This is a genomic window from Polaromonas sp. YR568, assembly GCF_943372955.1.
Classification (GTDB): Bacteria; Pseudomonadota; Gammaproteobacteria; order Burkholderiales; family Burkholderiaceae_C; genus Polaromonas.
The window spans coordinates 1-12,972 of record NZ_CALSAL010000006.1; the positions used below are offsets into that span (position 1 = coordinate 1).

At 64.4% G+C, this 12,972-nt stretch carries 12 protein-coding genes and 1 pseudogene; 7 read left to right on the forward strand and 6 right to left on the reverse strand.

Annotated features, from left to right (window positions below):
* Positions 1–2,948, reverse strand: a 2,948-nt coding sequence (locus AAG793_RS13885; protein ID WP_341909142.1) for a hypothetical protein, incomplete at its 3' end; no start/stop codon positions are given.
* A gap of 460 nt (positions 2,949–3,408) precedes the next feature.
* Between AAG793_RS13885 and AAG793_RS13890 the strand changes: the two are divergent.
* From AAG793_RS13890 to AAG793_RS13910, 5 genes and pseudogenes are all read left to right on the forward strand, one after another.
* Positions 3,409–3,522 (forward strand): annotated as a pseudogene (locus AAG793_RS13890) (type I glyceraldehyde-3-phosphate dehydrogenase); the annotation flags it as partial.
* Positions 3,523–3,544: 22 nt separating this feature from the next.
* On the forward strand, positions 3,545–3,736 hold the full coding sequence (locus AAG793_RS13895; protein WP_341909146.1) for a hypothetical protein: 192 nt from the start codon (positions 3,545–3,547) through the stop codon (positions 3,734–3,736).
* The gene (locus tag AAG793_RS13900; RefSeq protein ID WP_341909150.1) at positions 3,733–5,157 is read left to right on the forward strand and encodes an MATE family efflux transporter; all 1,425 of its coding nucleotides are present in this window, start codon (positions 3,733–3,735) and stop codon (positions 5,155–5,157) included. Before AAG793_RS13895 ends, AAG793_RS13900 begins: the two co-directional genes overlap by 4 nt.
* 37 nt (positions 5,158–5,194) lie before the next feature.
* Positions 5,195–5,854, forward strand: coding sequence for a cupin domain-containing protein (locus AAG793_RS13905; protein WP_341909153.1), 660 nt, complete (start codon positions 5,195–5,197; stop codon positions 5,852–5,854).
* Between the two features lie 307 nt (positions 5,855–6,161).
* Positions 6,162–7,163, forward strand: a complete 1,002-nt coding sequence (locus AAG793_RS13910; RefSeq protein WP_341909156.1) for a catalase family peroxidase — start codon at positions 6,162–6,164, stop codon at positions 7,161–7,163.
* A gap of 13 nt (positions 7,164–7,176) precedes the next feature.
* On the opposite strand, the gene AAG793_RS13915 is transcribed toward AAG793_RS13910, so the two are convergent.
* Both AAG793_RS13915 and AAG793_RS13920 read right to left on the reverse strand, forming a co-directional pair.
* Positions 7,177–8,277 (reverse strand): pirin family protein, encoded by a 1,101-nt coding sequence (locus AAG793_RS13915; RefSeq protein ID WP_341909158.1) that lies wholly within the window; start codon positions 8,275–8,277, stop codon positions 7,177–7,179.
* Positions 8,278–8,287: 10 nt separating this feature from the next.
* Complete coding sequence (locus AAG793_RS13920; protein WP_341909160.1) at positions 8,288–9,253, reverse strand: DMT family transporter; 966 nt, start codon at positions 9,251–9,253, stop codon at positions 8,288–8,290.
* Between the two features lie 218 nt (positions 9,254–9,471).
* On the opposite strand from AAG793_RS13920, the gene AAG793_RS13925 reads away from it, so the two are divergent.
* Together AAG793_RS13925 and AAG793_RS13930 are read left to right on the forward strand one after the other, a co-directional pair.
* A complete protein-coding gene (locus AAG793_RS13925; protein WP_341909162.1) occupies positions 9,472–10,470 on the forward strand; it encodes a LysR substrate-binding domain-containing protein in 999 nt (332 codons plus the stop codon).
* Positions 10,471–10,642: 172 nt separating this feature from the next.
* Positions 10,643–11,029: a collagen-like protein gene (locus AAG793_RS13930; protein ID WP_341909165.1), complete on the forward strand. Its 387-nt coding sequence runs from the start codon at positions 10,643–10,645 to the stop codon at positions 11,027–11,029.
* Between the two features lie 116 nt (positions 11,030–11,145).
* Here the strand turns inward: AAG793_RS13930 and AAG793_RS13935 are convergent, their stop codons facing one another.
* The 3 genes from AAG793_RS13935 to AAG793_RS13945 all read right to left on the reverse strand — a co-directional run bounded on the left by AAG793_RS13935 (position 11,146) and on the right by AAG793_RS13945 (position 12,942).
* Positions 11,146–11,757 (reverse strand): DUF1439 domain-containing protein, encoded by a 612-nt coding sequence (locus AAG793_RS13935; RefSeq protein WP_341909167.1) that lies wholly within the window; start codon positions 11,755–11,757, stop codon positions 11,146–11,148.
* A gap of 112 nt (positions 11,758–11,869) precedes the next feature.
* A complete protein-coding gene (locus AAG793_RS13940; protein ID WP_341909168.1) occupies positions 11,870–12,160 on the reverse strand; it encodes a hypothetical protein in 291 nt (96 codons plus the stop codon).
* Positions 12,157–12,942, reverse strand: coding sequence for a tRNA-uridine aminocarboxypropyltransferase (locus AAG793_RS13945; RefSeq protein ID WP_341909317.1), 786 nt, complete (start codon positions 12,940–12,942; stop codon positions 12,157–12,159). The genes AAG793_RS13940 and AAG793_RS13945 overlap by 4 nt, the downstream gene beginning before the upstream one ends.
* Between the last annotated feature and the right edge of the window lie 30 nt (positions 12,943–12,972).

Below are 12,972 nucleotides of genomic sequence, written 5' to 3' on the forward strand. Positions count from 1 at the left end.
AGGTCGGGGATCGGCGGCGACCATTGGGGTGGGCGCTTGGGGAAACTTGGATCCACGCCGCAGTCGGACGTCCTCTCGCCGAGGCGCCAATCTGGCAGTTTCCTCGCAGCCTCGCGCTCACCCCACATTTCGAAGTATGCGATCCACGAGTACTTCTTACCGTACCGGTCCACCTTGTCCTCGTCACGTGCATTCCAGGAGGTGTTTCCGATTTCGCGATCAGAATTTTCAAAGCGCTCCGCGCGATACCCCAGGTCGAACATGCGACGTTTGATCTTCGCGCGGACCTGCACGTAGCCCGGATGCTTGTCGTCGTAGTTCGAGCGCTGCGGGATCAAGTGTCCAATCGTGTAGTTGCCGAAGTCCATTTGGATCGCGTTACCGATGGCCTCTTCCACCTTCGGATCAGGTGTGCCTTTGCTTGTAAAAGTCGAAGGCGTGTTCGGATAGGGCATGGCGAGGTTACGGCTTGCGGTTTTCGGAAGTACGACGCATTTCGCGCGCTGCGCCATCTCGATGATCCCCAGCGCGTAGTCTCGCATCAGCGTGTGGTGGGTTGCGTACTTCGCACCGGGTGCGAACATCTTGCAGTACAGCGTCTCGGCGAGCGGCCCGAGCACAGGGCGAAACGACGCGGCATTTTCACAGTCCACCAGCGACAAGGTTGTTCCGTAGGCGGCCGCCAGCATCCGTTCCGGCAAATACGGGTCATTGAACGCAAGGCTCGTCTCAAGGTGGCTGAAAAGCACGTCGGGAAACCGTTCACCAATCAATACGAGCGCCTTGGTCGCAATATCGCGGTCAGCGCGGTTGACGGTCGTGAGAACGAGCGAGAGCAGGATGACAAGCTCCCTCGCGGATTGCGGGGTCATGTGCGCCGTACTCAGCTTCTGTGCCCACGTCAGCAGCCTGTGAATGGTGGGTGAGGCGTAACGCCGTCGAAGGTATTCGGACCACTGCAGATCTCGATCCGGCATCGGGAAGCCTGCAAGGAAGTCATACAAGCGCCGGGCGTGGTACGGGTGCTTCGGTTTGGTGGAGACCGCAGCCAGTGCGTCAACCACTCGCTCCCATGCTTGAACCCCAGCGTTCAAATACTGATTGATAACAGCCCGTGTTCCCTCGGTAAACGCCGCCGGATCGCGCCAGAACATACCTTCGATGAACGGGTTGAAGTACGCATCCAGATTCTGGGCTCGTTTGGGCAACACGAAGAACAGCTCACGCTCCTTGGCCGGCAGCCGCGTGCCCACACGCTCTGGAAATTCGGTGATCAGTGCCTGCGCCCAGCCTGGCTCTGCGTATTCACTCTGATAGCGGCTCGAGATCCGAAAGATTCGGGCGAGCGGCGATTTGGCCGAGAAACTGCGCTTGATCGTGGTCGCCGAAGACACGTCTAGGTGCGTCTTCAGCAAGTGCCGCGCGACCAAATGGTCGCTGAAGCGCTGGTAAGGCAAGCGGAAGACGATGCGGGACTTGAACTCGGATCGGGACGAGTACCAAATCGCATCTTCTTCGATCAGACCATTCGTGCGCAGTGTCTCAAGAAGTTGACGTCGCTGCGCCGGCTTCAGTGCTGGGTAATTTGCCGCGATGATGCGGTCCGCCTCGGCGGGCCGAACATAGCCGCGCAAGTTGACCGCCATGCATGGAGCGAATCCGGCGAGACGTTTGTCGACGATTTGATCGCTGCCCTTCAGCAGGAACCAGCATCCCTTGGCGCCCAGGCTGAACTCACCTTCGATCGGCTCACCGATGCGCTTAACGAACGATTCGAGCACAAAGGTCATCCCCTTTTGTCCGGAAGCAATCCCAGCGAATCCCTTGGCCAACTTCTTGCCGGTGAGGTTCTGCAGCGACAGGCAAATTAACTTCAGCGTTAGGGGCCGCGAGAACTCGCGGTCAAGCAGCGGCACCTCGGGCAGCGGAAGGCTGTAATACTCGAAGAAGGCTGCCTGGGCATCGAACTCCTGATCGTCGAATCCAAGGTGCGTCACCTTGTGGAACTTGTCCAAGTTGTTGTGCTCGATCGCGATTGACTCGAATGGTGTCCGGCACGTGACGATCAACCCGACACTTGGGCGCGATGCAACGAGGGATTGAAGGGTGCTTACAGCTTCGCGCCACTCCCGCCGACGTCCTTCGTTGACGCCATCCACGATGACGACTGCGCGCTCCCCTCGCTCGTCGGCCAGCGCCTGAAGTCGGTCAAAAATCTCGTCTTCACCGCGCCCTGCTTCGATGCGACCGCAAATCTCGGCGACGACACGCCCTTCGAAGTTCTTGGCAAGTACCAAAACGGTGGTCTGGCCTCGCGCGATCCGCATCTGCGTGACGTCACACAGCAGGTGCGTCTTGCCCGTGCCCCACTCGCCGCTGACCAGCAGTAGCGGGTCGAATAGGACCTTGAACGCTGCGCTCTGAATGAATTCTCTTTCGTCTCGCACGACGCCCAAACACCGTCCGATGGAGCTCATATTGCCGCGGACGGTATTACGTTCTGAGGAGTAGCCGCCATCCCCGGTAGTCGGCGACAACTTGGCGTCCTCGGCGCGCCAGTGATCCATATCAGCTTCAAGATCGGATTGAAGGCGCCCAAGTCGCTCAGACCACTCGTCCGCCGCCCGCGCATCCCTCGCACGTAATCGGCTCATGATCGAGGGCAAGAATTTACGCGTCTCGTCTGTCAGCGTTTGAATCGCGTCGCGCCGCTGACTGCAGTTCTTGGCGCTGTCCCAGGCCTTCGAGAACGCCTCCAGGACACCTTCAAACCGTGTGAGCGCCGCCGCGCCGCAAGCGACGTTCTCAATGGCGGTGAAGAGTGATTCGATCCGGAGGTTCGGCGCGTTCGGATCGACGCCTGGTGTGTACCGCTGCCCAGCTTGCTTGATCTGGTCCTTGGAGAGACTTGTCAGGGCTGCCAGGAAAGAACCGTGAGACGACAACATACCGCGACTTTAAGGTAAAGAAGCCCTCATCGGCAGCAGCTCCTCCCTGGGAGCGTCTGGCCTGCCATTGGCGGCGAACCTGAAGCGTGCCGCGGTGCCGTCTGCAACACCCACGTGGCGCAAACCAAGGTCATTTGGCGCGGATAGCAGGGGGACTCAGGGCCCGTATCGGAGCAGTGACCGTTAACTCGGCGCCCTCTGCCGACCGACCGTAATCGCTACAAGGCGGCTACTAAAGAGTGAGGCGAATCGAATATTTACTCGCCCCACAGCGAACCTCATTCAACGGTTGCATCACCAACGGCCACACCCGTGCGACCTTCGGCGCAACAGTAGGCGTTCCGACATGCACCCACAATCCCCCCAATACCCCTCCGCCCCGCCACCTCATCCGACTTCCCTCTCACCCTCCCCCTCAACCACGCCTTGATGCGGTCCCCAGCGCACTCACGCGCAAGCGGCTGGCGCGTCCATCGCCCTCGACGCCACCTTCATCAAGGTCGTCGCCTGGTACGACAACGAGTGGGGTTACTCCAACAAGTGCCTGGAGATGGTGCGCGTCGTTGCGAAGTAAGCCCGCTCAACAAGCGCGTTCCGTGTTCTTTCAAAAGCGCCCTGCGGGGCGCATTTTTGTGGCCGCACCAGAAGCCACGCCCCTGCTGATGCGGCTTGACCATGCCGCTGCGGGTTCAATCGGCTTGCGCCACAATGCCGCCATGCGCCTCGTCTTCAGCACCGCAACCAGCCCCGGCGCATCGCGCCCGATGATGCCCGGGAAGGTGCTGTGAGCCGCCCGGCGCCCCCAGCCCGCTTTGTCACTGGCTCGCTGATGCGGCATGTGTTGGTGATGGCCGGCACCGGCGCCATCGGCCTGATTGCTGTATTTGCGGTGGACCTGATCAACCTGTTCTACATCTCGTTGCTGGGCGAGCAGGCGATTGCTGCTGCCGTGGGCTTCGCCGGCGTGGTCGGGTTTTTTCATGCGTCGATCTGCATCGGGCTGACGATTGGCATCGCGGCCGTGGTCTCGCGCGCCATTGGCAGCGGCGCGAGTGGTGATGCGCGCCGTCTGGCCACCTCCAGCCTGGTGGTGATGACGAGCGTGTCGGTGGTGGTGGGCAGCGGCACGGCGTTCTTTCTCGCGCCCGTGCTGCAGGCGCTGGGCGCACAGGGCGAGGTGGCGCGCTTTGCTGAGCGCTACCTCGCAGTCACTGTGCACGCACTGCCCTTGCTGGGCATCGGCATGGCCTGCGCCGCGCTGCTTCGGTCGGTCGGCGATGCGCGCCGCGCCATGATGGTCACGCTGATGGCGGCCATCACCACGGCGGTGCTCGATCCGATCCTGATCTTCAGCCTGAACCTCGGCCTGGATGGCGCTGCCATCACCTCGGTGGTCTCGCGCATGGCGCTGGCGCTGGTCGGCCTGCATGGCGTCGTGGTGCGCCACCGCATGCTGGGCCCGCTGGAGTGGCCGCGCCTGGGGGCTGATACCAAACGCCTGATGCAGGTGGCTGGGCCCGCAGTGTTGACCAACCTGGCCACCCCTGTGGCTGCGGCGTTCGTCACGCATTCGATGGCGCAGTTTGGTCCGTCGGCGGTGGCGGGCGCTGCCACCATCGACCGCGTCAGCCCGGTGGCCTTCGGGCTCATCTATGCCCTCAGCGGTGCCGTTGGGCCCATCCTGGCGCAAAACTTGGGTGCCGGGCAACTCGGCCGCGTGCGTGAAGGCCTGCGTGCCAGCCTGCTGTTCATGGGCATTGCGGTGGCGATTGCGTGGCTGCTGCTGGCCCTGCTGCAGGGTGCGTTGATTCATGCCTTCTCGGCTGAAGGCGTGGCCGCAGAGCTCATCACCCTGTTCTGCTCGGCGATTGCCGTCAGCTACTTTTTCATTGGCGCGCTGTTTGTGGCCAACGCCGCCTTCAACAACCTCGGCTACCCGCTGCTCTCAACGGCGTTCAACTGGGGCCGTGCCACGCTGGGCACGATTCCGTTCGCCTATTGGGGCTCGCACTATGGCCCCGGCGGCGTGCTGATCGGGCAGGCGGTCGGCTCCTCGCTGTTCGGCCTGCTGGCCATCGCCGTGGCATGGCGCTTGACGGCGCGCCTGATGCAGCAGCAGCGCGAGATCGCGCCTGCGCTGGATGCACCGGTTACGCCGGGCTCCGCGCACAGCGCCACGGCGGCACTGGTCACGCCCGTGAAAAATTGAATACCTCCCAACCCGTCGACCTCTTCATTCAATTTCCATGCAACTCCATTCAGATTTCTCACAACGCGTTGTTGTCAACACCGCTCTTTTGCCGTGGGTGGCCTCTCCCGTGCCGGGCATCGAGCGGCAGTTGCTGCACCGCGTCGGCGAAGAAGCCGCGCAGGCGACATCGATCGTGCGCTACGCAGCCGGCTCCCGGTTCACCAGCCACAGTCATCCGCTGGGCGAGGAGATTCTGGTTCTGGAGGGAGACTTTTTCGATGAGTCGGGAAGCTACGGTCCGGGCACTTACATCAAGAACCCCGACGGGTCTTCTCATGCGCCGGGGTCGGTGGGCGGTTGCAAACTGTTTGTGAAGCTGCGCCAGCTGGACCCCGACGACTCGACGCCCGTGGTCGTCAACACCGCTGCCGCGCAATGGTTTCCCGGCATGGTCGGCGGCTTGTCGGTGCTCCCGCTGTGGAGCTTTGGAACCACCAACACGGCGCTGGTGCGGTGGGCGCCACGAACCTACTTCAACCGGCACCGGCATTTTGGGGGTGAGGAAATTTTTGTATTGGACGGTGTGTTCGCAGACGACCACGGCCGCTACCCGGCGGGCACCTGGATTCGTGGCCCGCACCTGAGCGAGCACACGCCGTTCACCGAGGAAGGCTGCACCATCCTGGTCAAGACCGGGCATCTGCCGGTTCAGTGACTGGCAGATCGCGCTTTTCTACAGCGTCAGGTACAGGGCGCCTTCACAAGGCACTCACAAGGCACTTTTCCAGAGTGTCGCAGCGGCGAAGCGTTTGCTGGGCACCGCAACGTCCAGTCAATCACGATGGGCGAAGGACCTGCGCACGCGTTGATGTGGCCATACCGTGTGATCTGAAAAATCAATCGGTCAAATCAGGCGGTGTAAGGAAACTGGACCCGGGTCGACTCACGTGCAGAGCTGTCACACGCGCCCTTCGGGGTGTTGCTCATGTTCGGTATCAGTCCAACTCAACAAAGGTCCACCCATGAATCATTTGCTTCTCGCCTTGCTGGCCGTCGGTTTCGGCGGCACCTTCATTCCTGTTGCCGCCCAGGCACAAACCTCGTTGCCGGAGGCGCAGGTCAATGCGCTGGAAGGCCTGTTCGGCAAGCAGGCCGGCTCGCGCCGCTCGCAGGCCAAGGGCTTCTGCGCCGCTGGTTATTTTGTCGGTGATGCCACCGGGCGCGGTCTGTCGAGCGCCGCGGTGTTCAACGGTGACCGCGTGCCAGTGATTGCCCGCTTCTCGGTCGGTGGCGGCAACCCCAAGGCCAGCGACAAGAGCCGCTCGGTGCGCGGTCTGGCGCTGCAGTTCAGCCTGCCAAACGGCGAGCAGTGGCTCATGGCCAACATTTCGGCGCCGATGTATTTTGTCAGCAAGCCCGAGCAGTTCGCGCCCTTCCTGCAGGTGCGCACGCCCGACCCGGCCACCGGCAAGCCCGATGCCGACAAGCTGAAAGCCTTCAACGAAGCCAACCCCGAGACCACGCTGCAAGGCGCCTATCTCGCCAAGGCACCGATTCCGGCCAGCTATGCCACCGTCAACTACTGGAGCACCAACGCCTTCGAGATGGTGAGCCGCGGCGGCCAGAGCCAGTTCGTGCGCTGGCAGTTCGCACCGTCTGCCGGTGATGTCGGTTTGACCGAAGAGCAGCTCAAGACTTTCCCCGACAACTTCCTGGCTGACGAGTTCACCAAGCGTGTCGCTTCCGGCCCGGTGAGCTTTGACTTCAAACTGCAGCTCGCAGAAGCGGGCGACCAGCTGACCGACCCGACCCGCGTCTGGCCTGACAGCCGCAAAGTCGTCACCGCCGGCAAGCTGGTGCTGGACAAAGTCGATGCCGCCACCATGGCGGCCTGCGACAAGATCACTTTCAATCCGCTGGTGCTGCCAGCAGGCATCAAGCCCTCGGCTGACCCGGTGCTGCTGGCACGGCCTGCGCCTTATGCGCTGTCGCTGGGTCGCCGCCTGGGCGAAGCGGCGAAGTAAGCTGGCACCTACGTCAGGCGCCGGGCACTTCGGCGGGCCGCTCCTCGCGCCCGTCGGGGTGCTTCGCAAAGCGCGCCGGGTCGTGCCCATGCGTCGGCGCTTCGTCGTCAAACGACCAGCCACCGAACTGCGTGCGCTGGTAGTCGGCCATGGTCTGCGCGATCTGGGCCTGGGTGTTCATCACAAAGGGGCCGTACTGCACCACCGGCTCGGCAATCGGTCGGCCCTGCAGCATCAGGAGCTCGGCCTCCACTTCGCCGGTGTTGACGAGTTCAATGTCTTGCGTTGCACGTAGCTCGACAGCGCAGGCGCCCTTCACGGCCTGACCGCCCACCTGCACCGAAGCGCCCTTGAAAAAGTACAGCTGGCGCCGCGTGCCGTCGCCTGTTGCCGCAGGCAGCGTGAAGCGCGCGCCCGGCGCCATGCGAAGTGTCCAGATGGCCACGTCGGCGGTGGCCGCGGTGGCCCATGAGTCGGGCGGTGGGGGCAGCGCGCGAGTGGTGGTTCCGCCATCGTTCAGCGTGCCTGCAATCACCGCCACCTCGGTGTGCCGCCCGGCAGCGTCTGCCCAAGTGATGCGCGGAATGTCCTGCGACCAGAACATCGTGAAGTGCGGCGCCACCATCTTGGAGGCCGCCGGCAGATTGAGCCAGATCTGGAACAGCTCTAGCGGGTTGGCCTCGTCCTGCTTGAGCAGCGGAAACATCTCCGAGTGCACGATGCCGCTGCCAGCGGTGAGCCACTGCACATCGCCTCGGCCAAAGCGCGCAACCGCGCCCAGCGAGTCGGAATGGTCCACCAGCCCCTTGCGCACGATGGTCACGGTTTCAAAGCCGCGGTGCGGGTGCGGCGGAAAGCCGGGCACGCTCTGGCCGTGGTACATGCTCCAGCCGTCCTTGCGGCTGAAGTCCTGGCCGATCTGCCGGCCCGCCAGCGACGCGGCGGGCGCGAGCTGGCCATTGCCTGCCGGGTAGGCATCGTCGTGGTACACGCAGAACAGGAAAGGGTCGATGGTCGGCCAGGGGAAGCCCAGGGGCTGAACCTGAATGACTGGGCTCTTCGGAGCCCCGGCCTGGGCGGTTGCTGGCTGGTGGAGGGAATTCGTGACAGTCATGATGGCGCTTTCAGTGCGTTGGACGGGCTAGCGTAGCCCTTTGTGGGAGTTGAGGTCTGGCGGGGTCGGTTTCAAGCTCACGCAACGCGTGGCTGGGATGGCTGGCTCGGCTAACGCTTGTACGGCTAGCGCTCGTACGGCCTCGCGGCGTCCACTGGCTGAGTAGCAGGCCGGCGACCACCGTCGCCACGCCGATCAACTGCAGCGCAGTGGGCACCAGCCCTTTGACCAGTGCATCCAGCACGAACGCCGTGACCGGGCTGAGCAGAAGAAACGGCGAGATCGTCACTGCGCCCAGCCGCTCCATCGCCTTGAACCACAGCGCAAACGGAATCGCGGTGAGCAGCACCGCCAGCGCCATAAAGCCGGCCATGTGGGTGGTGGTGATGTCGGCGGGCAGGTCATTGGCCAGCAGCGCCAGCAGCAGCAATTCCGCGCCGGCCACCAGCAGTTGCCAGCCGGTGAAGGCGATCAGCGGCATCGGTGGCTTGCCCCATTTGCTCATCAGCACACCGCCCAGCGACAGCGAAGCCACCGCACCGAGTGCCGCCAGCACCCCGACCACGTCCAGCGCGGCAGGGCCCTTGAGCACCACCAGGCTCACGCCCGCCGCACCCATCAACACGCTGGTGATCTTCAACAGCGTCGGGCGGGCGTGCAGGATGGCCCAGCCCAGCAGGATCACCGTCAACGGGCCCAGCGCCTGAAAGATCGCGGCCACGCCGCCGGGCAGGCGCAGCGCCGCCACAAACAGCAGCGCGAAGAACAGCCCTGCATTGAGTGTGCCCAGCACCACCACGCGGCCCCACCAGTGGCGGGGCGGCAGATGCCGCGCAAACAGCAGCAGTACCGCAGCGCCGCCCAGGGCACGCACGGCCGCCACCGTGAACGGATGGGGAGGCAGCAGCGCCGTGGACACGATGTATGTGCAGCCCCACAGCGTGGCCGCAACAGCGGCGCTGGTTCTAGCGCCCATGGGCCGCTCCCCGGGGCGATGCGGGCGGCACCCGGTGGGTGCCGGACCGCTGGCAGTTGAAAACGAACAGATTGAGCATCGAGCTTTTCCTTTGAAAGACAGTGCAGGCCGGCCGTGGCGCGGACCTGAAAGCCATGCTGCAACGATATGCAAGGAACGATGAGTGCACTAGACGGCAAAAAACACACTCAGCGTTCTGTATATGGAACAATGACCGGGTGCAAGACCTCAACGATCTCTACTACTTCGTGCAGGTGGTCGACAGCCGCGGCTTCGCGCCCGCTGGCCGCGCATTGAACATGCCCAAGTCCAAACTGAGTCGGCGCGTGGCCGCGCTGGAGGAGCGGCTGGGCGTGCGGTTACTGCAGCGCTCCACGCGCCAGTTCGCAGTGACCGAGGTCGGCCAGGACTACTACCGCCACTGCGTCGCCATGCTGGTCGAAGCCAACGCCGCGCAGGAAACCATAGACCGGCAGCGCGCAGAGCCGCAGGGCATCGTGCGGCTGAGTTGCCCGCCGGCACTGCTGGACTACCAGGTCGGCCAGTTGCTGGGCCGCTTCATGGTGGCTTTTCCGCGGGTGCAGGTGCAGCTGGAAAGCACAGGCCGGCGGGTCGATGTGATTGGCGAGGGCTTTGATGTGGCCTTGCGAGTGCGCTTTCCGCCGCTGGAAGACACCGATCTGGTGATGCGCGTGCTGGGTGAAAGCACGCAGCGGCTGGTGACCAGCCCGGCCTTGTTGTTGCAGCACCAGCGCAGCGCCCCGCTGCAGCCTCAGGCGCTCAGCGGTCTGCCCAGTCTTGACGAAGGGCCACCCCATCGACGGCACGTGTGGGCCCTGCTCGGGCCCGGCGGTGTGGTGCAGGAGATCGAACACCACCCGCGTCTGGTCACCGACGACCGTCAGGCGCTGCGCCATGCCGCGCTGCAGGGGGTGGGGGTGGTGCAGCTGCCCACGATGATGGTATGGCGAGACCTTCAGCAAGGCACGCTGGTCGACCTCACGCCGGACTGGCGCCCGCGTGCAGGCGTGGTGCACGCCGTGTTTCCGTCACGCCGCGGCCTGCTGCCAGCCGTGCGCGAGCTCATCGAGTTTCTGGCCCAGGGCTTCGCCGACTTTGCGCAAACCGAACTGTCTGGTGAACCCCTTGCGGTGCATCTTGCAGCGCCTCGCACGGCAGACGCCGCACCACGCGACGAAGGCCGGGTGGCGAGATAGGCGCACAGGCGCAGGTGCGATTGGCCTACAGGGTGGGCGACGCGGGCTGGTTAAGGTCGTCATTCGAGCTTTTGAACTCCCGCGAACTTCTTTCGGGCGATCCATCGCCGAGGCAGACACACTGCCTGCGTCCATATCGGGCGCATCTCAGCTTTCCCATTAAAGGACCCCCATGAACTATTCCCTTCCCCTGATTCTTGCCGCCTCCATTGCCACCCTGGGCTTGGCCGCCTGTGACCGCACCGTGGTGACCCCACCCGCTGCCGTGGTGACTGTGCCTGGACCGGCCGGCCCTGCGGGCGCGTCTGGTACCGACGGTGCCACAGGTTCGACGGGCGCCACTGGCTCCACCGGCGCCACCGGTGCAGGCGTCGGTATCCCCGGCCCGACTGGTGCCACGGGCGCCACGGGTTCGACCGGTTCCACCGGCGCGACCGGCTACAGCGGCAGCACGGGTGCCACTGGCGCCACCGGTGCTACGGGCAGCACTGGCAGCACTGGCAGCACGGGTGCGACCGGCAAGACCGGCGACACGCTGGTGCTGGTTCCCTCCAAGTAAACGCTGGTCAGTCGGGTCAGTGCGCGCCTCTCGGTGCGCTCTGACCTGCTGATGGCTGAGCGACTGATCCGCCCTTTCACGGGGGCGCCAGTCGCTTTTTGCTTTCTGCCTGCCGCTCAGGTCTTGGGCACGAACCCGATCACCAGCCCCTGCGCCGTCACCGTGATGCTGCCGGGCTGCAGGCCCATGCCATCGGGCAGCGCGAGGTCTTGCGGTTTCAGTGTGTGCAGCACCGCGTCTTGCAGGGCTTGCTCTGCCAGCGCCGGACCATACGCTGCCAGCAGTGCCGACGGCTGGGCCGCCAGGCCGTCGAGCTGCAGCGTGTTCACCCGCAGCTGGTGCGCGCGTATGGTCAGGTCGCGCGGCTCATAGCGCAGCGCAAAGTCAAGGTCAAAGCGGCCGGAGCGTGCGCGATGAAGCGCGGGGCCGGAAGCGTCAACATCCAATGCGGCACCCAGCCGGTTTTGCGCAGGCAGCAGGCGCAGGCGCGGGGCCTGCAGTTTCAGGTCGAGCATGCCACGCACCGGATAGGTCAAAGGAAAGCGGCTGTCCACAGCACGCTGCAGTTGCTCTGCAGACACCGGGTAGCTGGGTTGCGCGTGGGCGCTGAAAAGCGCAGCAGAGGCCGCGCCGCCCATCGCCAGTTGAACCGATGTGGCCAGAAGGGTTCGCCGCCGCATCAGTGCGGGATGGAGGTCAGAAGTGAGGGGGGTGGTGAAGACGCTCATGCACCTGATGCTGCACCTGCCCTGTGTCCGGTGCTGTCATCCAAGGGCCCGAATTTTTGCGCGTCAATTCAGCAGGGCCGTGAGCAATTCCCCGCCGCTCTCAGAGTCTGGCTCAGCGCCCCACCACCGACCAGCCCGCCTGCTGGTTCGATTTGTCGTTCTCGTATTCCCACGCGGTGCCGCAGCGGTCACAGCGGTAGCTGGTGATGGCAACCAGCCCACCGCGGCGGGTTTCGTGGCGGTTGTTGCCCTGCACCAGTTCTGGGTGGCCCGGTGCCTTGCGCCAGTTGCGCTGAATGCCAGCGCAGGAGTCGCACAGCGCCATCTTCTTCAGCTCGCTGGCACGTGCTGCGGCAGCGGCGTCTTGAGGTGTGCTGTCTTTGGGCGGGTTGTCTTGTGTCATGCCCCGATGCTACCCGCGTGCGACCCGAACGCTGAGCGCAGGCCGCGCAAACGCCGGTGCGCGGCGCACTCCGTGTCCACGGGCAACTGTTGTTTGGCCTGCAGGTAGTGATGGGTGAAGACATCAAGGTAAGCCTCCAGCGTCTGCGCCGCATGGGTTTCCCCGGCCAGCTCCAGGCACAGTGCGGCAACTTCCGAGGTGCAAAAGTGGCTCTGCTCCCCCACCAGCCGTTTCGACCGGCGCAGCCGGTAGCGCGAGAGCTGATCGCCCTGCAGGCTGAGCACCGGCAGGTGATTCAGGTAAGGGCTCTTGCGGAACATCTTGCGCGCCTCGGGCCACGTCGCATCGAGCAGCACAAACAGCGGGCGCTTGCGCTCGGGAGGCTTGCAGTGAAGCACCTCAGCCACCACCCGCTCAGCCGCCACGAACTCGCCCGGAAACACCAGATACGGCTGCCACTGCGGGTCCGCCAGCAGGGCCAGCAAGGCCGGGTCGACCTCGGTACGCGCCCAGCCAAACGCAAAGGTGTCGGCCACCACATCGGCAATCAGCCAGCCGGTGTTGCTCGGTTTGAGCGGCTCGGTGTCGGCCATCAGCAGGCACACACCTGCGCGCACCGCCATGACCGGCCGCACGGCACACAGGCAGTGGCTGGGCACCAGACGGCAACCGGCACAACGCTCACCGCGCGGGCCACCACGGGCCAGAAAGGGCTTGGTGCTGCGTGCCAGGCGGGCGGTGCGCAGGCGGCTGACGGCATGGGGTACAGCGCGGGGCTTCATCAACAAAGGCCGGGCTTCGCCAACAGCAGC